Genomic DNA, 25869 nt, shown 5'->3' on the forward strand with positions numbered 1-25869 from the left:
GGCCGCGCCCACCCGCCGGACGCACCTGACGGACGCGCCTACCGGACCGTCGTCGGGTTTCGGATCGCCGCCTCGATCAGCGCGAGGACCGCCCGCGACCGGTCCAGCTCCGCCCGGTAGCGCTCCGGGAGGTCGGCGGCGAGCCGGCGGCGCAGCTCCACGGCCTCCCGCGCCAGCCCGAGGGCCGCCACGTTGTCCCCCGCGGCGCTCAGCGCGCTGGCGAGGTTGGAGAGCGTGAGCGCCAGGTCCGGCCGGTGCTTGTCGGGGTTCTCCACGGTGAGCTGACGCCGCATCGCGACCGCCTCCCGCATGGGCCCCAGGGCCTCGGTCGGCTGGTCCAGGTCGAGCAGCGTGGCCCCCAGGTTCGCGAGCGCCTCCGCGAGGCCGGTGCGGTACTTCTCCGGCTGGTCCCGCACGAGCCGGCGCAGCATGTCCACGGCCTCCTGGGTGGGCCGCAGCGCCTCCTCGAACCGGCCCAGGTCGGCGTACCGCACGCCCAGGTTGGACAGCGACTGCGCGAGGTACTTCAGCGACCGGGCGTTCCGGCGGGCGAGGCCCCGGCGGATGCCCACCGCCTCCTCCTCGAGCAGCACGGCCTCGTCGAACCGGCCACGCCGGGCGTAGGTGACGCCCAGGTTGGACAGCGAGTGGGCCAGGTAGTGCAGGTACCGCGCGGGGTGCTCGCGGGCGAGCTCGCGCCGGATCTCCAGCGCGTCCCGCTCCAGCCGGAGCGCCTCGTCGGCGCGGCCCGTGGTCGAGTACAGGGCGCCGAGCGCGGACAGGGCGGCCGACAGGTCGGCGCGGGTGCCCCGCGCGTTCTCGTCGGCGAGGCGCCGCTGGATCTGCAGCGCCTCGACCAGCACGGACCCGGCCTCCTCGTACCGCCCGAGCGCCTCCAGGGTGGTGCCGAGCTGGCCGAGCGACCACGCCAGCTCCCCCAGGTGCTCGGGCCGGCCCGCGGCCAGCCGCCGCCGGATCGCCACGGCCTCCGCGTTCGCGGGCAGGGCGTCCTCAGGACGGCCGCTCTCCGTGAGGGCCTCGAAGTTGCCCAGCACCGCGGCGACGCGGGGCTCGTACTGCACGGGGTCGCCCTCGGCGAGCCGGCGGTAGATGTCCAGCGACGCGCGCTGCGTGGCCTCGATCTCGCCGGTCCGGCCCAGCTCCGTGTAGGACACGCCGGCGTTCTGCAGGGCCCGCGCGTGCTCGGCGTCGGCCCAGGGCGCGTCCCCCGGCCCGAGCCCGGCGCACAGGGTGATGACCTCCTCCTGGACGGTGAGGGCGTCGGCGTGCCGGCCCACCGCCCAGTAGCCGATGCCGAGGTTGTTCAGCGCGGTGCACAGCGGCGGGCGGTACCGCAGCTCGTCCGTCCGGGCGAGGCCGCGCCAGAGCCCCACCGCCTCCTGGAGCACCGGCACCGCGGCGGCGGGCTCGCCCTCGGCGATGAGCACGACACCGAGGTCGGTCAGCGCCTCGCCCTGCGTGGGCTCGTCGCCCACCAGCCGGGCGAGCTCCGCGACGCGGTGCGTGAGGCGGTCCAGCACGGGCACCGCCAGCGGGCCCGACGAGCGCGGCAGCCGGCGCGTCACCCGCATCAGGCCCGCCAGGTCAGCCGGGCCCTCGTCGGGCAGGGCGGACGCCGCCGCCGCGATCAGCTCCCCGGGGACGTCGCGGCCCGTCGCGGGCCGGTCCAGGCTCATCGCCGTGGCGAACGCCAGCACCCCGAAGGCCTCCTGGCGCCCCAGGTCGCGCGTGCACGCGTCGATCAGCCGCTCCTGCCCCGCCAGCACCCGGGACACGAGCAGCTCCGCCAGGCGCGGCACGTCCGGCAGGTGCGCACGGACCCACGCGACGGCCAGGTCCGTCCGCCCGCCGTCCGGCTCCACGCCCGCGCGACGCAGCGCGGCACGCACCCCGGCCTCGGAGGTGTCCCCCACCAGCAGGGTGGTGGCCAGGGCCGCCTCCGCCGTCCCGCCCGGCCCCGCGACGAGCCCGGCCGCCGGGGCCGACGCAGCCCAGCCGGCCCGCTCGTGGTCCAGCACGGCCTCGAGCCCGCGGGCGGGGTCGACGGCGACCGGCCCCTGCTCGTCGGGATCCGGCGCCTGTGGCCCGAGCACCGCCGCCAGCGCGGCCGCCTGCAGGTCGAGGGCGCGCGGCCGGTGGTCCGGCGTGAGGTCGAACGAGACCTCGGGCACCGGCCGGTCCAGCGCCCGCGCGAAGCGCGTCACCGCCGTGCCCAGCAGCACCCGGTCGTCCTCCGAGCGGTCCACCTCCAGGCCGGGTGCGGGGTCGGGCCCCACCTCGACCGTCCGGTCGAACGCGGGCGCCAGCGCCATCTGCGTGACCGGCGGCGTCCGCCCCGCCCAGAGAGTGCTGGTCCACCGCTGCCGACGCCACCACTGGCCGCCGGTGCGGGCGGTGCACAGGATCCGCAGCCGGCCGCGGGTCCGGGTCTCCGCGACGGCGTCGAGCATGGCGGGCAGGTCGAGGCGGTGCCCGGCGTCGTCCACCACCAGCAGGACCCGGCGCGCCGCGGCGACCGCGACCACCGTCGCCACCTCCTCGCCGGGCAGCACGTGCACCACGGTCCAGCCCGTGCGACGCATCCGCCGGCCGAGCTCGAGCGCCAGACGGGTCTTGCCGACGCCGCCGAGCCCGCACATCAGGCGGAGCGCGACGGGCTCCCGGGAGCGCACCCAGGCGCGCAGCTCGGCGAGCTCCCGCCCGCGGCCGGTGAACGGCACCACCTCCCGCTCGGGAGCGAGGAGGGCCGCCGGACTCGTCTCGCGCGCCACCGGGCTCCGCACCTCGTCAGGTCCGGGTCGGCTCATGACCAGACATCCAACAGCACTGCCGCGTTCCTGACCAGCGCCCGCTGTGATACTCCCCGGGGCGGCCATCGGCCGCGTCGCCGCAGGTCACAGCTTTGGACGGCGATCGGCGTCGGCCCAGGCCACCGCATCCCGAAAACAGCGACGGCCCGCCGCCCCCACAGGGGCGACGGGCCGTCGGTGATCAGCTCAGGTCAGTTGCCCGTGAGCTTCTCGCGAAGCGCGGCGAGCGCCTCGTCCGAAGCCAGCGTGCCACCGGCCTCCTCGACCGGAGCCGAGGAGTAGCTGGTGCTGCCGCCACCGGCCGGAGCGGCCGGGGCCTCGGACGACGCCTCGGTGTCCGCGGTGAGCGCCTCGGCGACCTGCTTGCGGTGCGCGGTCCAGCGCTCGTGCGCCTTGGCGTACTCCGCCTCCCACGACTCGCGCTGGGTCTCGAAGCCCTCGAGCCACTCGTTGGTCTCCGGGTCGAAGCCCTCCGGGTACTTGTAGTTCCCGGCCTCGTCGTACTCGGCGGCCATGCCGTACAGCGCGGGGTCGAAGTCCTCGGACTCCGGGTCCACGCCCTCGTTGGCCTGCTTGAGCGACAGCGAGATACGGCGGCGCTCCAGGTCGATGTCGATGACCTTGACGAACACCTCGGCACCGACGGTGACGACCTGCTCCGGCAGCTCGACGTGGCGCACGGCCAGCTCCGAGATGTGGACCAGGCCCTCGATGCCGTCCTCGACGCGCACGAACGCACCGAACGGAACCAGCTTGGTGACCTTGCCCGGCACGACCTGACCGATGGCGTGCGTCCGGGCGAAGGTCTGCCACGGGTCCTCCTGCGTCGCCTTCAGCGACAGGGAGACACGCTCGCGGTCGAAGTCGACGTCGAGCACCTCGACGGTGACCTCCTGGCCCACCTCGACGACCTCGGACGGGTGGTCGATGTGCTTCCAGGACAGCTCGGAGACGTGCACCAGACCGTCGACGCCGCCGAGGTCCACGAACGCACCGAAGTTGACGATCGAGGAGACGACACCCGGGCGCACCTGGCCCTTCTGCAGCGTCTGCAGGAAGGTCGAGCGAACCTCGGACTGCGTCTGCTCGAGCCAGGCACGGCGCGAGAGCACGACGTTGTTGCGGTTCTTGTCGAGCTCGATGATCTTGGCCTCGATCTCCTTGCCGACGTACGGCTGGAGGTCGCGGACACGACGCATCTCCACGAGGGAGGCGGGGAGGAAGCCGCGCAGGCCGATGTCGAGGATGAGGCCACCCTTGACGACCTCGATGACGGTGCCGGTGACGACGCCGTCCTCCTCCTTGATCTTCTCGATCGTGCCCCAGGCGCGCTCGTACTGCGCGCGCTTCTTGGACAGGATCAGACGGCCTTCCTTGTCCTCCTTCTGGAGGACCAGGGCCTCGACGGCGTCGCCGACGGCGACAACCTCGCCAGGGTCGACGTCGTGCTTGATCGAGAGCTCCCGGGACGGGATGACACCCTCGGTCTTGTAGCCGATGTCGAGAAGGACCTCGTCACGGTCCACCTTGACGATCGTGCCTTCGACGATGTCACCATCGTTGAAGTACTTGATGGTGGCGTCGATGGCAGCAAGGAAGTCCTCCTCGGTGCCGATGTCGTTGACGGCAACCTGGGGTGCGGACTTCGCAGGGGTGGAGATGGTCATTGAGTTCGATGCTCCGATGCGGACATGGCGTAGTACGGACAGGGTCTGTTTGAGCTCTGCTGGTGCGGTGCTCGTGAGGTGCCGGTAGGTCGCCGGAAGGCGCACGGCACCGCCAGCCATCCTAGTGGCGCGGCAGCACCCTGGTCAACGCGAGCCAGGGTGGCGCGAGCCGCACGGATCCGGTGCTCCACGCTCAGAGCGCGAGCTCCAGGTCCTTGCCCGGGATGGCGTCCAGCAGCGCCCGGGTGTAGTCGGTGGCCGGCGAGTCGAAGACCGAGTCGACGGTGCCCTCCTCGACCACGCGACCCTGCTGCATGACGAGCACGCGGTCCGCGATCTGCCGCACGACCGCGAGGTCGTGCGTGATGAAGAGGTAGGTCAGCCCCAGCTCCTCCTGCAGGCCGGCGAGCAGCTGCAGGATCTGGGCCTGGACCACGACGTCGAGCGCCGAGACCGCCTCGTCGCACACCACGAGCTCCGGCGACAGCGCCAGCGCGCGGGCGATCGCCACGCGCTGCCGCTGGCCGCCGGACAGCTCGGACGGGAACCGCCGCAGCTGGCCCTTGCTGAGCGCCACCTGCTCCGCGAGCTCCTCCACCCGGGCGCGGCGGGCCGCGGCGTCACCGTAGTCGTGCGCGCGCAGCGGCTCCTCGATCGCCCGGAACACCGAGTAGAGCGGGTCCAGCGAGGAGTACGGGTCCTGGAACACGGGCTGGACCCGACGCCGGTAGGCGATCTGCTCCTTGTGCTTGCCGGCGCCCACGAGGCCGCCGTCGAACGTGATGGAACCCGTGGTGGGCTTCTCGATGTCGAGGATCATCCGGGCCAGGGTCGACTTGCCCGAGCCCGACTCCCCCACCACGGCCACGGTGGAGCCGCGCGGGATGTCGAGGCTCACGCCGTCCACGGCGGTGAAGTCCTTGCTGCGGGACAGCAGGCCGCCGCCGCGGATCGAGAAGACCTTGCTCACGTCCTTGACGGAGACCAGCGGCGCCGCGTCGGCACGCCGGTCCTCCGGCACGTCGGCCGGCTCGGCCGCCTCGCCCGGCGCCAGGAGCGCGTCGTCCAGCACGTCCTCCAGGCCGCGCTCGCGCGCGATCTCGATGCGGCGCGAGGCGAGCGACGGGGCCGCGGCCATGAGGCGCTTGGTGTAGTCGTGCTGCGGCGCGGTGAGGACCTGGCGGGCCGGGCCCTGCTCCACGATCTCGCCGTGGTACATGACCACCACGATGTCGGCGCGCTCGGCCGCGAGGCCGAGGTCGTGCGTGATGAGCAGCACCGCGGTGCCGAGCTCCTCGGTCAGGCCGGAGAGCTGGTCCAGGATGCCGCGCTGCACGGTCACGTCGAGGGCCGACGTCGGCTCGTCCGCGACGAGCAGGGCCGGGCGGCCGGACAGGCCCATGGCGATGAGCGCCCGCTGGCGCATGCCGCCGGAGAACTCGTGCGGGTACTGACCGGCCCGGCGGGCGGCGTCGGGCAGGCCCACCTCGTCGAGCAGCTCGACGGTGCGGGCGCGCGCGTCGCGGCGCGTCCGCAGGCCGTTGTCGATCAGCCCCTCGTCGATCTGCTGCCCGATCCGCAGGATCGGGTTGAGGTTGGTCATCGGGTCCTGCGGCACCAGGCCGAGCTCGGTGCCCCGCAGCTGCGCCATGCGCTGCGCGCTGATGTGGCCCAGGTCCTCGTCCTTGAACCAGATGTGGCCCTCGGCCACGGACCCGTTGCTCGCGAGCAGGCCCAGCACCGCCATGGCGAGCGTGGTCTTGCCCGAGCCGGACTCCCCCACGATCGCGACGGTCTGGCCGCGCCGGACGGTCAGGTTGGCGTTCGCCACGGCGCGGGCGGGGCCGCCCTCGGTCCGGAAGTCGACGCTCAGGTTCTCGACCCGCAGGACGACGTCCTCCGCGGGGGCGTCGACCGGCGCGTCGACGGGGGCGTCCACGGGCCCGTCCACCGGGACGTCGGCCGTGTTGTCAGCGATGTCGGTCATCGTCGGGTCCTGTTCCGGGGGTCGAGGGCCTCGCGCAGGCTCTCGCCCACGAGGGTGAAGCCGAGGGCCGTGATCGCGATGCAGAGACCGGGCAGGATCGCCAGGCGCGGTGCGACCGCGAGCTCCTGCTGCGCGGCCGTCAGCATGCGCCCCCACTCCGCGGTGGACGGCTCGCCGCCGCCCAGGCCGAGGAAGGAGAGCGCCGCGGCCTCGATCACTGCTGTGGCCAGGGTCAGGGTCGCCTGCACGATGACGGGGCCGATGCTGTTGGGCAGCACGTGGCTCATGGTCACCGAACGCCGGCTGAGGCCCAGCGCGGACGCGGCCAGCACGTAGTCCTGGCCGCGCTGCGCGAGCATCGAGCCGCGCAGCAGGCGGGCGAAGATCGGGATCTGCACCACACCGATCGCGATGATCACCGACATCGAGGACTGGCCGGCGATCGCCGCGATCGACACCGCCAGGAGCAGGGAGGGCACCGACAGCATCAGGTCCACCAGGCGCATCACGCCGAAGTCGACCCACTTGCCCAGCCAGCCGGCGAGCAGGCCCAGCAGCATGCCGCCGACGAGGCCGAACAGCGTGGACAGCACGCCGACCAGGAGCGAGGCCTGCGCGCCCCAGATCAGCTTGCTCAGCACGTCGCCGCCGTAGCGGTCCAGGCCGAGCGGGTACTCGGCCGACGGCCCGGGGATCATGGTGGGCCGCACGTCGGCGCGGCCCGGCAGCTCGGTGGGGCCGTACGGGGCCAGCAGCGGCGCGAGCACCGCCACCAGGACGAACACGGCGACGATGACGAAGCCGATGATGGCGACGGGGTTCCGGCGCAGCGTGCGCCAGGCACGCGCCCAGACGCCCTCGCCGGCGTGGTCCGCCCCGCCGGGTCCGTCGCCGTGGATGCTGGTACGGAGCGGCTCGGCGGCCACGCCGTCGGTCACAGGAAGCTCGTTGGCGCTCACTGCTGCCTCCTCAACCGGGGGTCGATCAGCCCGTACGACACGTCGACGAGCAGGTTTACGAGGGCGTAGACCACGGCGATCATGAGCACGAAGCCCTGCATGACCGGGTAGTCCGCGTTGAAGACGGAGTCCGCGAGGAAGCTGCCGATGCCGCTGAACGCGAAGACGGTCTCGGTGAGCACCGCCCCGGAGAGCAGCAGGCCGACCTGCAGGCCGATGGTCGTCACCACGGGGAGCATGGCGTTCTTCAGGACGTGGTCCCCGCGCAGGCGGGCGGGCTTGATGCCCTTGGCCCGTGCCGTGCGGACGTAGTCGGCGTTCTGCACCTCGGAGACGGCGGCGCGCGTCATGCGGGCCACGATCGCGAGCGGGATGGTGCCGAGCGCGATGCCCGGGAGGATCAGGTGCACCAGCGCGTCCCAGGCCGCGTCCCACTCACCGGTGAGCAGGCCGTCCAGGACGTAGAAGTTCGTCGGGTGCGTCGCGACCATCGTGGCGCTCTGCCGTCCCGTCGTCGGGAACCAGCCGAGCTCGACGGCGAACACGTACTTCAGGATGAAGGCCAGGAAGAACACGGGCACCGTGACGCCGATCAGCGAGACCACGACCGCCGAGTGGTCGACGACCGAGCCGGCCCGGCGGGCCGCCACGTAGCCGAGCGGGATGCCGATGCCGATCGCGAAGACGAGCGCCACCACGGTGAGCTCGATCGTCGCGGGGAACCGCGTGAGGAACTCGTCGATCACGGGCCGGCCGCTCTGCAGCGAGGTGCCGAAGTCGCCCTGCAGCAGCCGCATGAGGTACTTGCCGTACTGCACGATCAGGGGCTGGTCGAGGCCGAGCTGGGCCTCGATCTCGGCGGCGGCCTCGGGCGTGTACCGCTCGCCGAGCATGGCCTGCACGGGCCCGCCGGGCAGGGCGCGGACCCAGCCGAACAGCAGGATCGACAGACCCAGCAGGATGGGTATCAGGAGCAGCAGGCGCTGCACGATCAGTCTGAGCATCGTTCCTCGACAGACATGCGTTCATCGGTCGACCGGGCAACCGGCTCGTGGCCGGCCCGGGCGACTCCGGACAGCGGTCGGGGCGCGGCCGCAGCCGCGCCCCGACCTGAGGTATTTCACCCTAGGGCGTGGGCGCCCCAGGCGGTTCGGGAGGGAACCTTACCCCCTCACCTCCCCGTGGTTACTCGTCACCACCCAGGGTGATGACGCTGTACACCTCGTCCTGCACCGGCGAGATCGGGTAGCCCTCGACCCCGGGCGCCACGACGAGCGACGGCACCGGGCTGGCCAGCGGGACACCGGGGAGGGCGTCCATGATCACCTCGTTGGCGTTCTTGTAGGCGTCCTCCTGCTCGTCCAGCGGAGCGTTGCGGGCGTCCTTGATCGCGTCGAAGACCTCCTGGTCGTCGAAGCCCCACTCCAGCGACGGCGCCCCGAAGAACGTGCCGATGAAGTTGTAGGTGTCGTTGTAGTCACCCGTCCAGCCCAGCAGGTGCAGACCGTGCTTCTCGCCGCCCTGGATGGTGTCGATGTACGTCGGGCTCCACGGCTCCGGCGTCGCCGTCACCGTGATGCCGACCTCCTCGAGGTCCGCGGAGACGGCCTCGTAGATCGCGGCGGGGTCCGGCATGTACGGACGCGAGACCTCGGTCGGGTAGTTGAACTCGAGCTCGAGGTTCTCCTGGCCGGCCTCCTTGAGGAGCTCCTTGGCCTTCTCGGGGTCGTAGTCGTAGGTCGTGACGTCGTCGCTGTAGCCCGTGACGATCTCCGGCACGAACTGCGTGGCGGGCGTCGTGCCCTCCGGCAGCGTCGCCTGGACCAGACCCTCCTTGTCGATCGCGTGGGCGATCGCCTGGCGGACCTTGATGTCGTCCAGCGGCTTCTGCGCCTGGTTCATGCCCAGGTACAGGATGTTGAACGCGTCGCGGTCGAGGATGGTGTAGCCGGCCTCCTTGAGCGCGTCGACGTCGGCGGGCGCGACCAGGTCGTAGCCGTCGATGTCACCGGCCTCGAGCGCCTGACGACGCGCGGTGCCGTCGGAGATCACCGTGAAGACGATGGTCTTGACGTCGCCGATCTCGCCCCAGTAGTTCTCGTTGGCGGCCAGCGTGACGCTCTCGCCGCTCTTCCACTCCTGGAACGTGTACGGGCCCGTGCCGACTGGGTGCTCCCGGCCGTACTCGGTGAGCTTCGGCGCGTCGGCCGTGCCCTCGACGTCGTCCGCGCCGAACTCCTCCATCGCCGTGGGCGACTGCATCGAGAACGACGGCAGCGACAGCGCCGGGACCAGCTCGGGGATCGGCGTGTTCAGCGTGATGACGGCGGTGGCCGCGTCGGACGCCTCGCACGAGTCGTACAGGCTGTCGTCGCCCGTACCGCCGAAGACCGCCTTGTAGTAGTACGAGAGGTTCTCGTGGGCGGCCAGACCGGTCCAGTCGTGCCAGCGGTCGAAGTTGGCACACACGGCCTCGGCGTCGAAGTCCGTGTCGTCCTGGAACTTCACGCCCTCCTTGAGGTGGAACGTGTACACCAGGCCGTCGTCGCTGATGTCCCAGCTCTCGGCGAGCAGGGGGGCGGGGTCGGCGGTGCCGGGCTCGACACCGACCAGGCCCTCGAAGATCTGTCGGGCGACCCGGAACGTTTCGCCGTCGCTGGCGAACGCGGGGTCGAGCGAGCTGGGCTCGGCCGAGCCGGCGAAGACGAACGTGCCGTCACTGCCCCCGCCCTCACCGCCGTCGGCGTCCCGCTCGCTGGCGACACAACCGCTCAGAGCCACCGCGAGCGCGGTCACCAGGGTGACGCCGCCCGCAAGGCGCGTAGCGCGTCGACGCATGGCACTCTCCTTCCTCGAGCGCATCGGCAGGCCCGGGTTCGGGCACGACGACGCGCAGACGTTTGCGCCTGACCTTAGGAGCCCTTTCGTTGCTTCCGTATTTCGCTAGGGCACTCGCAATCCAATCGTGACCCTTTTGTTACCGCTATGAATGTGGTAGTTGGCCCGGGCTTCACCGGTGCGTGCCGGGACGGGCCGACCGGGGATGATGGCACCGTGACCTCTGACGAACCGGTGTCCTTCGGCTATCGCGACCTGCCCGACGACCGCGGCGTCGCCCGGAGCTGGTGGGACGCCAACGCCGGCGAGTACCTCGACGAGCACCGCGACTTCCTCGGCGACGCCGGGTTCCGCTGGGGGCCGGAGGGGCTGACCGAGGCGGAGGCGGGCCTGCTGGGCGACGTCGCCGGGCGCGACGTGCTGGAGGTCGGGGCGGGGGCCGCGCACTGCTCGCGCTGGCTCGCGTCCCGTGGCGCACGGGCGGTCGCCACGGACTTCTCGGCGGGCATGCTGGCCGGGGCGGTGCGCCTCGACGCCGCGACCGGGGTCGTCGTGCCGCGGGTGCAGGCCGACGCGCGGGCGCTGCCCTTCGCGGACGGCGCGTTCGACGTCGTCTTCACGTCGTTCGGCGCCCTGCCCTTCGTGCCCGACCCCGTGCGCGTGCACCGCGAGGCCGCCCGCGTGCTGCGCCCCGGCGGGCGCTGGGTGTTCTCGGTGACCCACCCCCTGCGCTGGGCGTTCCCGGACGACCCGAGCCTGCACGGCCTCACGGCCAACCGCTCGTACTTCGACCGCCGCCCCTACGTGGAGGCCGACGCCGCCGGGCGGGTCGTCTACGCGGAGTACCACCGCACCGTCGGCGACCACGTGCGGGACGTGGTCGCCGCCGGGCTGCGGCTGGTCGACCTGGTCGAGCCCGAGTGGCCGGAGTGGAACGACCAGGTCTGGGGCGGCTGGGGCCCGGAGCGCGGCCGCTACCTCCCGGGCACGGCGGTCTTCGTGACGACCCGCCCCTGACGGGGCCGCCGGGCCGCTAGTGGCCCGCCTCGTGCCAGGTGGCGCCCGTGCCGACCGAGACGTCCAGCGGCACGTTGAGCTCGAACGCCGCGCCCATCTCGGTGCGCAGCACCTCCTCGGCCGCGTCCCGCTCGCCGGGCGACACCTCGAGCACGAGCTCGTCGTGCACCTGGAGCAGCAGGCGCGAGGCGAGGCCGCGCTCGTCGAGCGCGCGCTGCACGCGGAGCATCGCGAGCTTGATGATGTCGGCGGCGCTGCCCTGGATGGGTGCGTTCAGCGCCATGCGCTCCGCCATCTGCCGGCGCTGCCGGTTGTCGCTCGTGAGGTCCGGCAGGTACCGGCGGCGGCCGAGGATGGTGGCGGTGTACCCCGTGGCGCGCGCCTCCTCGACCACGCCCGACAGGTAGTCGCGCACGCCGCCGAACCGCTCGAAGTAGTCGTCCATCAGCATCTGCGCCTCGCTCGTGGCGATGTTCAGCTGCTGCGACAGGCCGAACGCGCTCAGGCCGTAGGCCAGGCCGTAGGACATGGCCTTGATCTTGGAGCGCATCTCGGGGGTCACGTCGGCGGGCTCGACCTCGAACACCCGCGAACCGACGTAGCGGTGCAGGTCCTCCCCCGAGTTGAACGCCTCGATCAGCCCCTCGTCGCCCGACAGGTGCGCCATGATGCGCATCTCGATCTGGCTGTAGTCGGCCGTCAGCAGGGACTCGTAGCCCTCGCCCACCCGGAACGCCCGGCGGATCTGCCGGCCCGCCTCGGTGCGGATCGGGATGTTCTGCAGGTTCGGGTCCGTCGAGCTGAGGCGGCCCGTGGCGGCGATCGTCTGCTGGAACGTGGTGTGGATCCGGCCGTCGGGCGCCACCGACTTGAGCAGCCCCTCGACCGTGACCCGCAGGCGGGAGACGTCGCGGTGCGCCAGCAGGTGCGCCAGGAACGGGTGCTCCGTCTTGACGAACAGGTCCTGCAGGCTCGCCGCGTCGGTGGTGTAGCCGGTCTTGATCTTCTTGGTCTTGGGCATGCCGAGCTGGTCGAACAGGACCTCCTGCAGCTGCTTGGGGCTGCCGAGGTTCACCTCGCGGTCGATCACGGCATAGGCGTCGGCCGCGGCGTCGGCCACCCCCTGAGCGAACTGCTTCTCCAGGCCCGTGAGGTACTCGGTGTCCGCCGCGATGCCGGTGCGCTCCATCCGGGCGAGCACCCCCGAGAGCGGCAGCTCGACGTCGTCCAGCAGGTGCGTGGCGTCGCGGTCGGCGAGCTCGCCCTCCAGCGCGGTCGCGAGGTCGGCGACGCCCTGGGCGCGCACGGCCTCGGCCTGTCCCGCGGTCTCGCCCTCCAGCGACAGGTCCAGCGCGCCCTGCGCACCCTCGGGCTCGGCCACCTTGAGCTCCCGGCCCAGGTGCCGGACGGCGAGGTCGCCCAGGTCGTAGCCGCGCTGGTCGGGGTAGCAGAGGTAGGCCGCGAGCTCGGTGTCGAACACGACGCCGTCGAGCTCCATGCCGCGCGCCGCGAGCATGTGCGCCGCCGCCTTCGCCCCGTGCAGCGCCTTGGGCGCGTCGGCGTCGGCGAGCCAGGCCGCGAGCGCCTTCTCGTCGTCGGGCCCGAGCTGCGTGAGGTCGAGGTAGGCGACCTCGCCGCCGGGCTGCGCCACGGCGACGGCCCAGGCGTCCCCGCCGCCGGGCGTGGTCGTGCCGGACACCTCGACGCCCACGCGCCCAGTGCGCGCGGCGAGCCAGGCGCCGAGGGTGCCCGCGGCGAGGTCGGCCAGGTCGAGCTCGACGGACGCGCCGGCGGGCGTCTCCTCCTCGGCCACGCCCGCGGGGTCCACGGCGAGCAGGCGGTCACGAAGCTGGCCGAACTGCAGCGTGTCCGAGACGAGGTGCACGGCCTCGCGGTCGAAGCCCGCGAGGGCGAGGTCGGCCACGGCGAGCGGCAGCTCGACGTCGGTCAGCAGGGCGTTCAGCTCGCGGTTGACCCGCACCTGGTCGAGGTGCGCACGCAGGTTCTCCCCCGCCTTGCCCTTGACCTCGTCGGCGGCGTCGAGCAGCGCGGCGAGGCCGCCGTGCGCCGTGATCCACTTGGCGGCGGTCTTGGGCCCGACGCCGGGCACGCCCGGCAGGTTGTCGCTGGTCTCGCCCACGAGTGCCGCGAGGTCCGGGTAGCGCTCGGGCGGCACACCGTACTTGGCCTCGACCGCCTCGGGGTCCATGCGGGCCAGCTCGGACACGCCCTTCTTGGGGTACAGCACGGTGACGTCGCCGTTGACGAGCTGCAGCGTGTCGCGGTCGCCCGAGCAGACCAGCACCTCCATGCCCGCGGCCTTGGCCTGCGTGGCAAGAGTGGCGAGGATGTCGTCGGCCTCGATGCCGGCGAGCTCGATCGAGCTGACCCGGAGGGCGTCGAGCACCTCCTTGATCAGGGGCACCTGCCCCTTGAACGCGTCCGGCGTGGCGTCGCGCGTGCCCTTGTAGGCGGGGAAGCGCTCCGTGCGGAACGTGACCCGGCCCGCGTCGAACGCCACCGCCATGTGGGTGGGCTGCTCGTCGCGCAGCAGGTTCGTCAGCATCGACGTGAAGCCGTAGACGGCGTTGGTGATCTGTCCTGAGCTGGTCGCGAGGGTGTCGGGCAGTGCGTAGAACGCCCGATAGGCCATGGAATGGCCGTCGATCAGCAGGAGACGGGGGCGGCCTGGGGACGGCGTACCCGGAGTACGGCTTGGCGCGGTGGAGGTCACGCCTGACAACATAGCCCGCATGACTGACACGAGCGCTTCCGCGACGCCTTCCGACGCCGGTTCCGGGGCCGGCTCCGGCACCGGCTCCGGTGCTGAGATCGACTGGAAGGCCATGTACGCCGGTGCCGACACCGCGGGCACGCTCTTCGAGCGCATGGAGATGGAGCTCCTGGAGCTCGCCCCGGACCGCGCCGTCGGGCGGATCCCGGTGAAGGGCAACACGCAGCCCGCGGGCCTGCTGCACGGGGGCGCCTCCGTGGTGCTCGCCGAGACCCTCGGCTCGCTCGCCGCGCAGGCGCACGCCGGGCCGGGCAAGAAGACCGTGGGCATCGAGGTGAGCGCCACGCACCACCGGGGCGCGCGCGACGGCCACGTCACGGGAACGGCGACGGCGATCCACCTGGGCCGGTCGACGGCGTCCTACGAGATCGTGATCACCGACGACGCCGGGAAGCGGGTGTGCACGGCCCGCCTGACCTGCATGATCCTCGGCTGAGCCGGAGGTGCAGCGCAGAGTGGGGGCCGAGGAACGAGGCACCCGCCCGGAGCGGAACCGCAGGCTCAGCCGACACAGGTAGAGCCTGAGCCGGCACAGAAGCACTGCGGCGGCCATCGGCGTACGCCGTCGTCGCCACTGATGGAAAGGGCACGCGATCGAGGTCGGTTGCCGACAGTGGACAGCGTCTACGCAGAGCAACCGACTCCGATCGCCCACGTTCTCCGCGAGGCATGCCCGGCGCGAGCCGTTCGAACCGCGTGTGCGGTTGACGGAAAGGGCTCAGCCGGCCTTCGCCGGGTGGCGGCGCGACGGGGCGCCGCCGCCCACCGAGCGCATGTCGATGGGCCCGGACTCCATGACGGAGCGGGCTCGACGGCGGCGGGCGATGAGGTCCTCGATGCCGCCGCGGGCGGACCGCCGGCCGTGCGCGCCGTCGCGCGCGGTGGCCTCGGCCGCGAGGCGGCGCTGCAGGGCGGCGACGGACGCCACACGGTGGCCCGCGGCCGGGGCGAAGCCGAGCCGGGCGAGGAACCGCTGGACGCCCCGGTTGCCGGGCACGGGCGCGGAGTAGATGTCGTGGCACTCGTGCTCGGCGGCGAGGTCCGTGGCCGCGCGCAGCAGCGCGTGCCCGACGCCGTGGCGGCGGGCCTGCGGCGACACGAACAGCATGTCCAGGTAGAGGCTGGCGCGCTCCGCGAAGAGGTACGCCGCCACGACCCGGCCGAGGACGACACCGACGACCTGGCCGTCCTGCTCCGCGACCAGCACGTGACCGCCCGCGGCCAGCAGCACGCTGAGGTGCTCCAGCAGCCGGTCGGCCTCCTGGGCGCCGAGCTGGGCCCCCGTGGGCGAGTCGTCGCGCGCGGCGGCGGCCAGCGCGGCCACGGCAGGCAGGTCGGCCTCGCGCGCGGGGTGGATGTCCAGCACGGTGCGCACGCTCATCTCCTCCCGGGTGTCTGCGGGCCGGACGTCACGCCCGGCCCCGCGCAGACACTAGTCCCGAGCGGGCCGGCAGAAAACAGGCAGTCCTGAATTTCACCCGCTCCGGGACGACGGGTCCGGATGGCGCGTCCCACCGCTCGCTCAGGCCCCGACCTGCTCGATGACGGCGTCGGCGACCTCGCGCATGGTGAGGCGGCGGTCCATCGACGTCTTCTGGATCCAGCGGAACGACTCCGGCTCCGACAGGCCCATCTTGGTCATGAGCAGGCCCTTGGCGCGGTCCACGCGCTTGCGGGTCTCGAAGCGCTCGGTCAGGTCGGCGACCTCGGCCTCCAGCGCGCCGATCTGCGAGTACCGCGAGATCGCGATCTCGACGGCGGGCAGCAGGTCGGCCGGGGTGAAGGGCTTGACCACGTACGCCATGGCGCCGGCGTCGCGGGCGCGCTCGACGAGCTCCGTCTGCGAGAACGCCGTGAGCAGCACGACGGGCGCGGCGTGGGCCTTGCCGATGCGCTCGGCGGCGGAGATGCCGTCCAGCTCGGGCATCTTGACGTCCATCACGACGACGTCGGGCTTGAGCTCGATGGCCAGGTTGACGGCGGTCTCGCCGTCACCGGCCTCACCCACGACGTCGAAGCCCGCCTCGCGCAGGGTCTCGACCACGTCCATGCGGATGAGTGCCTCGTCCTCCGCCACGACGGCGCGACGGGAGGGGTTGGCGGGAGCTGCCTCGGGCTCGGCGTCGACCAGCGGGGGCAGATCCAGGGAAAGCTTCTCGGTGTTCTCGTCGGTCACGAAGGACATCCTACGTTGCGCACCTGGGCTTGGGACCCAGGCCCGCGGTGTGGTTCGATGTGCGCCGGGTCATGTTGTGTGACCTGACAGGCCGGGTTGGCGGAACAGGCAGACGCGGCGCTCTCAAAAAGCGCTGCCCGCGAGGGCGTGTGGGTTCGAGTCCCACACCCGGCACCAGCAGGCTCAGCGCCCGTGGACGAGCTCCGACGTCCGGGCCTCCTCGTAGCGGACGACCTCCAGACCGAACTCCGCCAGGATCTCGGGCAGCAGCCGCACCACGTCGCGGTCCTTCTCCCGGTTCGACTCGGACAGCTCCGACCACGGCACGCCGATCATCGGGTGGATCCGGGCGGCGTCGTCCCGCACCGGGCCGCTGCGCCAGCCCGCGGCGACCCGCACGGACTCCCACAGCTCGTGCTCGGCCTCGGCGAGCCGGTCGAGCTCGGCGCCGTCGAAGACCACGTCCGGGGCGCCGTCGCGCGGCGCGATCGTCGCGCCCATGCGCGACAGGCGCGCGGGCAGCCCGACCACCCAGCCGCGGTTGGAGGTCCGCAGGTCGTCCGGCAGGTCCTCCCAGCGCACCATCGCGGGGACCTCGCCCCAGCCGACGCCGCGCTCGAGCTGGTTGCGCAGGTAGACGTGGTGCACGGAGCGCGCGATCCGCTCGTACATGTCGGCGTGCGCCCGGGCCTCGACGCGCTCGACGTCGGCGAGCAGGTCGCGCGTGGTCACGGTCCGGAGCCGGCCGTCCAGGTTGTCGAGCACGCGCGACGCCTCGGTGCCGAACGCGCCCGTCAGGCCCGCCAGGCCGTCGAGCAGGAGCACCAGCGACCCGGGGCCGCCGTGCCACAGCCGGGTCGCCGTGAGCGCCACCCGCAGCGACACGCCGTCCGACGCGTGGCACACGTACACGGTGTCCGGGGCGCCGCCGCCCGCGCCGAGCACCGGCACCGCCCGCAGCTCGATCCGCTGGGCCACGGGCGACCAGCGGGCTCGCAGCTCACCGGCCACGTGGTCGGCGTCGTCGGCGCTCAGGTCGACGAGAAGGCGCAGCCCGTCCCCCGCGAGCTCCCACTCCCGGGCCAGCCCCACCACGAGGGCCTTGGCGAACTCGCCCGAGCCGACCACCACCAGGTGGGTCACCGGGGCCGGGCCGCCGGGGGCGTCCAGGATGCGCCGCACCTCGCGGACGGCGAGGGCCTGCGCGGCGATCACGTCGAGCGTGAAGAAGTCCACGCCGGGCTCGGCGCAGCTCAGGTGCCGCGCCTGGAGCGCCACGCCCAGGTCGGGGTCGCTCACGTGGGCGTACAGCCGCTCGGGTCCGCCGCCCGCGCGGCGGACCGCGGCCTCCGCCTCGGCGACGGTCAGCACGTTCGCCGTCGCGTCGGTGGTGTCGTCGCCGCACGCGTACAGCACGGTCGCGCCGGTCAGGCCGACGTCGGACAGCCCGCCGGCGTCCGGGGTGCGCAGCACCCGGTGCCCGGCCGCCACCAGGGCGGCGGCGACGGTGTCGGCGGCGTCCGTCTCCCCGACGACGATCGCGTGCCCGCGCGCCCGCCGCTGGCTGAACCGCCGGAGCTCACCGGTGAACAGGGCGCGCGCCGCCTCGAACAGGGCGTAGACCGCGGTGCCGGGGGCGAGGAACCGGGCGACCTGGAGCTGCCAGGACAGCGGACCGCCGCCGCTGGCGGGGTCGGCACCCATCACGAAGAGCTGCAGGTCGTGGTAGACGACGTCGTACCAGGTGCGGCCGGGCACGTGCGTGGTGTCGAGCATCAGGCCCCACCAGCCGAGGCTGAGCGAGACCACCACGAGGACGGCGAAGCCGATCCGGGACCAGGGGAAGGAGGCGCGGTTCACGCCGGAACAATAGCGACATCTCCCCTGCCGTCGATGCCAAGCGAAAAACGACGGCGTCGAGTCAGCGTCGTGGTCCGCTCCGTACCCCCGATTTCTCGGGGACAGGCGGACCAAGTCGCTGACTCGGCGCCGTCGTTCGTCGTCCTACGTCAGGTCAGCCCTTGCTGCGGCCGTCCGTGTGCGAGCCGATGCGGTGCACCAGGATCGAGTTGGTCGTGCCCGGCACGCCGACCGGCGCGCCCGAGACCACCACGACCGTGTCGCCCTTCTCGGCCAGACCCTGGTCCTGCAGGGTCAGGTCCACCTGGGCCACCATGGCGTCCACCGTGTCGACCTTGGGCACGAGGTACTCGGAGGTACCCCACGTCAGGGCGAGGGTGTTGGCGACGTCCTGCTCCGGGGTGAACGCGAGCAGCGGGATGGACGAGCGCAGGCGGGACATCCGGCGCGCGGAGTCGCCCGACTGCGTGAACGTCACGAGGTACTTGACCCCGAGCGTCTCGCCGATCTCGGCGGCGGCACGCGTGATGGCGCCACCACGGGTGTGCGGCGTGGAACCGAGCGGCGCGATGCGCTCCCGGCCCGCCTCCTCCGTGGCCTCGATGATCCGGGCCATGGTCTGGACCGTGATGATCGGGTAGTCGCCCACCGAGGTCTCGCCCGAGAGCATGACCGCGTCGGCGCCGTCGAGCACCGCGTTGGCGCAGTCCGACGCCTCGGCGCGGGTCGGCGTCGGCGACGTCGTCATCGACTCCAGCACCTGCGTGGCGACGATGACGGGCTTGGCGTTGCGCCGCGCCATCTCGACGATGCGCTTCTGCACGAGCGGCACCTGCTCCAGCGGCATCTCGACCGCGAGGTCACCGCGCGCCACCATGACGCCGTCGAACGCCGCGATGACCTCGGCGAGGTTCTCCACGGCCTGCGGCTTCTCGATCTTGGCGATGACGGGGACCGTGCGGCCCTCCTCCTCCATCACCCGGCGGACGTCCTCGTAGTCCTTGGCGGACCGCACGAACGACAGCGCGATGAAGTCGGCACCCAGGGCGAGCGCCCAGCGCAGGTCCGACTCGTCCTTGTCGGACAGGGCCGGCACGGACACGGCGACGCCGGGCAGGTTGATGCCCTTGTTGTTCGAGACCGGGCCGGGAACCTCGACCTCGGTCACGACGCGCGGGCCGTCGACGGCGGTGACGCGCACGCGCACCTTGCCGTCGTCGATCAGCAGCGGGTCGCCCACCTGGGCGTCCTGGGCCAGGCCCTTGTGGGTGGTCGAGACGATCTCACGGTTGCCGAGGATGTCCTCGGTCGTGATGGTGAACGTGTCGCCCTTGTTCAAGAAATGCTTTTCGTCTCCCGCGAACCGGCCGAGCCGGATCTTGGGTCCCTGCAGGTCGACCAGTACGGCGACCGACTTTCCTGCCGCCTTGGCGGCCTCTCGCACGTTGCGGTAAACCGCCGCATGAGCCTCCTGCTCGCCGTGGCTGCGGTTGATCCGCGCCACGTTCATGCCGGCGTCAACGAGTTCCCGGAGTTTTTCCGGGCTCTCCGTGGCGGGTCCGATGGTGCACACGATCTTGGCTCTGCGCATGTCTCCAGCCTAGGCATGGTGGGCGCCAGCGCGCCCTGTGGGGGTGTACAACTCCCGGTGAAGTTCTCGGGTCACGATCGCAGAGCGAGCGTGCGCGGGCGCACCGGGGCGGGCAGCTCGGTGCTGCCCTGGAGGTAGGTGTCGGCCGCAGCGGCCGCGGCGCGGCCCTCGGCGATCGCCCACACGATGAGGGACTGCCCGCGGCCGGCGTCACCGGCGACGAACACGCCCGGCAGGCTCGCGGCGTAGTCGTCGCCGCGGGCGACCAGGCCACGCTCGGTGACCTCGATGCCGGTCTGCTCCTCGAGCACGCCGACCTCGGGGCCGGTGAAGCCCATGGCGACCAGCACGAGGTCCGCGGGGATCTCGTGCTCGGTGCCCGCCCGCGGCGCGCGGCGGCCGTCGGGCAGGTACTCGGTCTCGGCGACCTTCAGCGCCCGGACGTTGCCGTCGGAGTCGGCCAGGAACTCGACCGTGGAGGCCAGGTAGGTGCGCTCGCCGCCCTCCTCGTGCGAGGTCGAGACCTCGAACAGGATGGGGTCGGTGGGCCACGGCTGGTTCGCCGGGCGCTCGACCGGCGGCTTCTTGCCGATGGCGAGCGTGGTGACGCTGGCGGCGCCCTGGCGCAGCGCGGTGCCGAGGCAGTCCGAGCCGGTGTCGCCGCCGCCGATGATGACCACGTGCTTCCCGGCGGCCGTCGGCGCGCCCTCGGGCAGGTCGTCGGGCGTGCCGGCCGCGACCGCCTTGTTGGCGGGCGTCAGGAAGTCCATGGCGTAGTGGATGCCGGCCAGGTCCCGCCCCGGCAGGGGCAGCTCGCGGGGCACGGTGGCGCCCGTGGCGACCACGACGGCGTCGAACCGGCGGCGCAGGGCGTCCCAGCTGATGTCCTCGCCGATCGTCACGCCGGCGCGGAAGCGGGTGCCCTCGGCCTCCATCTGCGCCAGACGGCGGTCGATGTGCAGCTTCTCGAGCTTGAAGTCCGGGATGCCGTAGCGCAGCAGGCCGCCGATGGCGTCGTCGCGCTCGTAGACGACCACGGTGTGGCCGGCGCGCGTGAGCTGCTGCGCGGCGGCGAGACCCGCGGGGCCGGAGCCGACGACGGCGACCGTGGAACCGGTGAGCCGCTCGGGGACGTGCGGCGTGACCAGGCCACGCGCGAACGCCTCGTCGATGATCGAGACCTCGACGTTCTTGATGGTCACCGCGGGCTGGTTGATGCTCAGCACGCAGGACGACTCGCACGGCGCCGGGCACACCCGCCCGGTGAACTCCGGGAAGTTGTTCGTGGCGTGCAGGCGGTCGATCGCGTCCGCCCACTGGCCGCGCCAGACCAGGTCGTTCCAGTCGGGGATCAGGTTCCCCAGCGGGCAGCCCTGGTGGCAGAACGGCACGCCGCAGTCCATGCAGCGGCCGGCCTGCTCCTTCAGGAAGGCCTGACCTTCCTCGCGGTGCGCGTGCGTGTCCTTCCAGTCACGCAGCCGCACCTCGACGGGCCGGTTCGGCGGGAGCTCCCGCTCCCGGACCTTCAGAAAGCCTCGGGGGTCAGCCACGTGCCACCTCCATGATCTGGTTCCACACGGACGGGTCCCACTGGGTCTTGCCCGAGATGTCGGTGCCGTCGGCCTCGGCCTCGGCGAGGGCGAGGCGCACGCGCGCCCAGCCCGGGGGCAGCAGCCGGCTGAACCGGCCCCGCGCGGCGTCGGGGTCCGCGAGCAGCTCGGCCGCGATGGTCGAGCCGGTCTCGGCCAGGTGCCGCTCCAGGAGGTCGCGCACGGTCTCCCAGTCGGCGTCGGTAAGGACGCCGACGGCGAGCTCGCCCGCCTCCAGCGCCGCCTGGTTGACGCGGGAGACCCGCAGGTCCAGGAAGAACGCGGTACCGCCGGACATGCCCGCGCCGACGTTGCGGCCCGTGGGGCCGAGCACCAGCACGGTGCCGCCGGTCATGTACTCGCAGGCGTGGTCGCCCACGCCCTCGGCGATCAGGGTCGCGCCGGAGTTGCGCACCCCGAACCGCTCCCCCACGCGTCCGCGCAGGAACACCTCGCCGGAGGTGGCGCCGTAGCCGATGACGTTGCCCGCGATGACGTTGGCGCCGTCGAGCACCGCGGCCCGGTCGGGCCGCACCGCGACGCGGCCGCCCGACAGGCCCTTGCCGACGTAGTCGTTGGCGTCGCCGAACAGGCGCAGCGTGATGCCGCGCGGCAGGAACGCACCGAGCGACTGGCCGGCGGACCCGGTCAGGGTCACGTCGATCGTGTCGTCCGGCAGGCCCGCGCCCCGGTACCGCTTGGTCACCTCGTGGCCGAGCATCGTGCCGACCGTCCGGTTGACGTTGCGCACCGGCAGCTCGATCGTGACGGCCTCCCCGCGCTCCAGCGCCGGGGCGGCGGCCGCGATGAGCTGGTTGTCCAGCGCCCGGGCGAGGCCGTGGTCCTGCACCCGGGTGTGGCGCAGGGACGAGCCCTCCTTGAGCTGCGGCCGGGCGAGCACCGGCGTCAGGTCGAGACCCTGCGCCTTCCAGTGGTCGACGGCCTTGCGGGTGTCGAGCACCTGCACCTGGCCCACGGCCTCCTCGAGGCTGCGGAACCCGAGCGCCGCGAGGTGCTCGCGCACCTCCTGGGCGATGAACTCGAAGAAGTTCACGACGAACTCCGGCTTGCCGGTGAACCGGCTGCGCAGCTCGGGGTTCTGCGTGGCGACGCCGACGGGACAGGTGTCCAGGTGGCAGACGCGCATCATGACGCAGCCCGAGACCACCATGGGCGCGGTCGCGAAGCCGAACTCCTCGGCCCCCAGCAGCGCCGCGACGATGACGTCGCGACCGGTCTTCATCTGGCCGTCGACCTGCACCACGATGCGGTCGCGCAGGTCGTTGAGCACGAGCGTCTGCTGGGTCTCGGCCAGGCCGATCTCCCAGGGCGTGCCGGCGTGCTTGAGCGACGTGAGCGGCGAGGCGCCCGTGCCGCCGTCGTGCCCCGAGATGAGGACGACGTCGGCGTGCGCCTTCGAGACCCCTGTCGCGACCGTCCCTACCCCGAACTCGCTGACCAGCTTCACGTGCACGCGCGCCGACGGGTTGGCGTTCTTCGCGTCGTGGATGAGCTGGGCCAGGTCCTCGATCGAGTAGATGTCGTGGTGCGGCGGCGGCGAGATGAGGCCGACGCCGGGGGTCGAGTGCCGGGTCGCGGCGACCCACGGGTACACCTTGTTCCCGGGCAGCTGGCCGCCCTCGCCGGGCTTGGCGCCCTGAGCGAGCTTGAGCTGGATGTCGGTGGCCTGCGTGAGGTACTCCGACGTCACGCCGAACCGGCCCGACGCGATCTGCTTGACGCGCGAGCGGCGCTCGTCGTCGTACAGGCGCTCCGGGTCCTCGCCGCCCTCGCCCGTGTTGGAGCGGCCGCCGAGGCGGTTCATCGCGATCGCGAGGGTCTCGTGCGCCTCGGCCGAGATGGAGCCGTAGGACATGGCGCCCGTGTTGAACAGCTTGACGATCTCGCTGACCGGCTGGACCTCGTCGATCGGCACCGGCTCGCGGTCGGGGCTGAAGCGCAGCAGGCCGCGCAGCGTCATGAGGCGGTTCGACTGCTCGTCCACGCGCCGCGTGTACTGCCGGAAGATGTCCATCCGGCCCGAGCGCGTGGCGTGCTGCAGCCGGAACACCGTCTCCGGGTCGAAGAGGTGGTCCTCGCCGTCGCGGCGCCACTGGTACTCGCCGCCGGTGGTGAGGCGCTCGCCCGGCTTCTTGTTGCCCGACGGCGGGTAGGCCTCGGCGTGCCGCGCCGCGACCTCGGCCGCGATGACGTCCAGGCCGATGCCGCCGAGCCGCGAGGTGGTGCCGGTGAAGTAGTCCTCGACCAGGTCGTGGGACAGGCCCACGGCCTCGAAGATCTGGGCGCCGCGGTACGACATGATCGTGGAGATGCCCATCTTGGACATCACCTTGAGCACGCCCTTGCCGAGCGCCTTGATGAGGTTGGCGACGGCCTGCTCCGGCGTGACGTCCAGGTACCCGCGGCGGGCGAGGTCCTCGACCGTCTCCATCGCGAGGTAGGGGTTCACGGCGGCCGCGCCGTAGCCGATGAGCAGCGCGACGTGGTGCACCTCGCGCACGTCGCCGGCCTCGACCACGAGCGAGACCCGGTTGCGGGTGTGCTTGCGCACCAGGTGGTGGTGCACGGCGCTGGTCAGGAGCAGCGACGGGATCGGGGCGAGCTCGGAGTTGGCGTCGCGGTCCGAGAGCACGAGGAAGCTCGCGCCCTCCTCCACGTACCGGTCGACGTCGGCGAAGATCGCCTCCAGCCGGGCGAGCAGCGCGGCGCCGCCACCCGAGACGTCGTACAGGCCCTGGATGGTCTCGGCCTGGAACAGGCCCTCGAGCTCGCGGTCGCGCTCGACGTGGACGACCTTGGCGAGCTGGTCGTTGTCCAGCACCGGGAAGCCGAGCACGAGCTTGCGCGCGTGCTCCGGCAGGTCGGCCAGGAGGTTGGGCTCCGGTCCGATAGCGCTGCCGATGGCAGTGACCAGCTCCTCACGGATCGCGTCCAGCGGCGGGTTGGTCACCTGCGCGAACATCTGCGTGAAGTAGTCGAACAGCAGCCGCGGGCGCTGCGAGAGCACCGCGACGGGCGTGTCGGAGCCCATGGCGCCCAGCGGCTCACCGCCGGTGGTCGCCATCGGCGACAGGATGATCTTGAGCTCTTCCTCGGTGTAGCCGAACGCCCGCTGCCGACGGCGCACCGACGCCGGGCTGTGCGCCACGTGCTCGCGGTCGGGCAGCTCGTCGAGGTAGACCGAGTGCTCGCGGATCCAGTCCCCGTAGGGGTGCATCGACGCGAGGCCGGACTTGACCTCCTCGTCCTCGACGATGCGGCCGGAGCCGGTGTCGACGAGGAACATCTTGCCGGGCTCGAGGCGGCCCTTGCGGACCACGGTGGCGGGGTCGATGTCGAGCACACCGGCCTCGGAGGCCAGGACGACCAGGCCGTCCTCGGTGACCCACCAGCGCCCGGGGCGCAGGCCGTTGCGGTCGAGCACGGCGCCGATCAGGGTGCCGTCGGTGAACGTGAGGGAGGCGGGGCCGTCCCACGGCTCGATGAGGTTCGCGTTGTACTGGTAGAACGACCGCAGGGCGGGGTCCATGCCCGGGTTGTTCTCCCAGGCCTCGGGCACCATCATCAGCACCGAGTGCGGCAGGGACCGCCCCGACAGGTGCAGCAGCTCCAGCACCTCGTCGAAGCTCGCCGAGTCGCTCGCACCGGGCGAGCAGACCGGCTGGAGCGGCGCGAGGTCGCCCAGCAGGTCGGACTCCATGGTGCCCTCGCGCGCCGCGACCCAGTTGCGGTTGCCGCGCACGGTGTTGATCTCGCCGTTGTGGGCCAGCAGCCGGAACGGCTGGGCCAGCGGCCACGACGGGAACGTGTTGGTGGAGAACCGCGAGTGGACCAGCGCGAGCTCGGTGGCGTACCGCGGGTCCGACAGGTCGGGGAAGAACGGCTCGAGCTGTGCCGTCGTCAGCATGCCCTTGTACGTCAGGGTGCGGGCGCTGAGCGAGGCGAAGTACAGCCCGACCTCGTTCTCCGCCCGCTTGCGCAGGCGGTAGCAGCGGCGGTCCAGGTCGATCCCGGACAGGCTCCGCGAGGGGTCGGCCACCACGATCTGGCGGAACGCCGGCATCGAGGCGCGCGCCGTCGGGCCGACGATCCCGGCGTCGACCGGGACGTCGCGCCACGCGAGCACGTCGAGCTTCTCCTCGGCGGCCAGGGCCTCGACGCGGCGCACCATGGCGTCGCGCTCGGCCTCGTCGGTCGGCAGGAACGCCGTACCGATCGCGTACATCCCGGCGGGCGGCAGGTCCACCCCCACGACGTCACGGACGAACGCGTCGGGGATCTGGGTGAGGATGCCGGCGCCGTCGCCGCTGTCCTCCTCCGCTCCCACCGCGCCGCGGTGGTCGAGGTTCAGCAGGGCGGTGAGCCCGGCATCGACGATGTCGCGCCCGGGCGTGCCGCGCAGGGTCGCCACGAAGGCGACGCCGCACGCGTCATGCTCGGCCGCCGGGTCGTACAGGCCGCCTTCAAACGTCTGCGTGGGCAGCCCAACCCTCTGTGTCGGCAACGGCTTGGTCATGGGTCCTCACAGGCACTCGGCCG

Annotated in this window: 15 protein-coding genes and 1 tRNA gene; 3 read left to right on the top strand and 13 right to left on the bottom strand. The window is 72.5% G+C overall.

Annotation, left to right across the window (positions count from 1 at the left end):
• Positions 1-38: 38 nt before the first annotated feature.
• The 6 genes from ACZ7LE_RS11325 to ACZ7LE_RS11350 form a co-directional block, all read right to left on the bottom strand.
• On the bottom strand, positions 39-2828 hold the full coding sequence (locus ACZ7LE_RS11325; RefSeq protein ID WP_470403395.1) for a tetratricopeptide repeat protein: 2790 nt from the start codon (positions 2826-2828) through the stop codon (positions 39-41).
• Between the two features lie 194 nt (positions 2829-3022).
• Positions 3023-4498 carry a 30S ribosomal protein S1 gene (gene rpsA / locus ACZ7LE_RS11330; RefSeq protein WP_285102336.1) on the bottom strand — a complete coding sequence of 492 codons (1476 nt, stop codon included), beginning with the start codon at positions 4496-4498 and terminating at the stop codon, positions 3023-3025.
• A 193-nt stretch (positions 4499-4691) separates the two neighbouring features.
• The gene (locus tag ACZ7LE_RS11335) at positions 4692-6485 is read right to left on the bottom strand and encodes a dipeptide ABC transporter ATP-binding protein (RefSeq protein WP_470403396.1); all 1794 of its coding nucleotides are present in this window, start codon (positions 6483-6485) and stop codon (positions 4692-4694) included.
• Complete coding sequence (locus ACZ7LE_RS11340; RefSeq protein ID WP_470404537.1) at positions 6482-7384, bottom strand: ABC transporter permease; 903 nt, start codon at positions 7382-7384, stop codon at positions 6482-6484. The genes ACZ7LE_RS11335 and ACZ7LE_RS11340 overlap by 4 nt, the downstream gene beginning before the upstream one ends.
• Before the next feature lie 56 nt (positions 7385-7440).
• Positions 7441-8448 (bottom strand): ABC transporter permease, encoded by a 1008-nt coding sequence (locus ACZ7LE_RS11345; protein ID WP_470403397.1) that lies wholly within the window; start codon positions 8446-8448, stop codon positions 7441-7443.
• A gap of 181 nt (positions 8449-8629) precedes the next feature.
• On the bottom strand, positions 8630-10282 hold the full coding sequence (locus tag ACZ7LE_RS11350) for an ABC transporter substrate-binding protein (RefSeq protein WP_470403398.1): 1653 nt from the start codon (positions 10280-10282) through the stop codon (positions 8630-8632).
• 216 nt (positions 10283-10498) lie between these two features.
• On the opposite strand from ACZ7LE_RS11350, the gene ACZ7LE_RS11355 reads away from it, so the two are divergent.
• Entirely contained in the window at positions 10499-11299 is an 801-nt protein-coding gene (locus ACZ7LE_RS11355; RefSeq protein ID WP_470403399.1) for a class I SAM-dependent methyltransferase, read from the top strand.
• A gap of 16 nt (positions 11300-11315) precedes the next feature.
• Here the strand turns inward: ACZ7LE_RS11355 and polA are convergent, their stop codons facing one another.
• Positions 11316-14045 (bottom strand): DNA polymerase I, encoded by a 2730-nt coding sequence (gene polA / locus ACZ7LE_RS11360; protein WP_470403400.1) that lies wholly within the window; start codon positions 14043-14045, stop codon positions 11316-11318.
• A 100-nt stretch (positions 14046-14145) separates the two neighbouring features.
• Here polA and ACZ7LE_RS11365 point away from each other — a divergent pair, with 100 nt between their 5' ends.
• Positions 14146-14529 (top strand): PaaI family thioesterase, encoded by a 384-nt coding sequence (locus ACZ7LE_RS11365; protein WP_377221261.1) that lies wholly within the window; start codon positions 14146-14148, stop codon positions 14527-14529.
• Positions 14530-14811: 282 nt separating this feature from the next.
• Here ACZ7LE_RS11365 and ACZ7LE_RS11370 read toward each other — a convergent pair whose 3' ends face one another.
• Positions 14812-15468 carry a GNAT family N-acetyltransferase gene (locus ACZ7LE_RS11370; protein WP_470403401.1) on the bottom strand — a complete coding sequence of 219 codons (657 nt, stop codon included), beginning with the start codon at positions 15466-15468 and terminating at the stop codon, positions 14812-14814.
• Between the two features lie 147 nt (positions 15469-15615).
• Positions 15616-16278, bottom strand: a complete 663-nt coding sequence (locus ACZ7LE_RS11375) for an ANTAR domain-containing response regulator (RefSeq protein ID WP_285102343.1) — start codon at positions 16276-16278, stop codon at positions 15616-15618.
• A gap of 81 nt (positions 16279-16359) precedes the next feature.
• Between ACZ7LE_RS11375 and ACZ7LE_RS11380 the strand changes: the two genes are divergently transcribed.
• Positions 16360-16446 (top strand) — tRNA-Leu (locus tag ACZ7LE_RS11380).
• A 6-nt stretch (positions 16447-16452) separates the two neighbouring features.
• Here ACZ7LE_RS11380 and ACZ7LE_RS11385 read toward each other — a convergent pair.
• From ACZ7LE_RS11385 to gltB, 4 genes are all read right to left on the bottom strand, one after another.
• The gene (locus tag ACZ7LE_RS11385; RefSeq protein ID WP_470403402.1) at positions 16453-18129 is read right to left on the bottom strand and encodes a RyR domain-containing protein; all 1677 of its coding nucleotides are present in this window, start codon (positions 18127-18129) and stop codon (positions 16453-16455) included.
• 154 nt (positions 18130-18283) lie between these two features.
• Positions 18284-19720 (bottom strand): pyruvate kinase, encoded by a 1437-nt coding sequence (gene pyk / locus ACZ7LE_RS11390; RefSeq protein ID WP_397396357.1) that lies wholly within the window; start codon positions 19718-19720, stop codon positions 18284-18286.
• 71 nt (positions 19721-19791) lie between these two features.
• Positions 19792-21270: a glutamate synthase subunit beta gene (locus ACZ7LE_RS11395; protein ID WP_470403403.1), complete on the bottom strand. Its 1479-nt coding sequence runs from the start codon at positions 21268-21270 to the stop codon at positions 19792-19794.
• Positions 21263-25846: a glutamate synthase large subunit gene (gene gltB, locus ACZ7LE_RS11400; RefSeq protein ID WP_470403404.1), complete on the bottom strand. Its 4584-nt coding sequence runs from the start codon at positions 25844-25846 to the stop codon at positions 21263-21265. Before gltB ends, ACZ7LE_RS11395 begins: the two co-directional genes overlap by 8 nt.
• Between the last annotated feature and the right edge of the window lie 23 nt (positions 25847-25869).

It is taken from the genome of Promicromonospora sp. NPDC110617 (genome assembly GCF_055598465.1).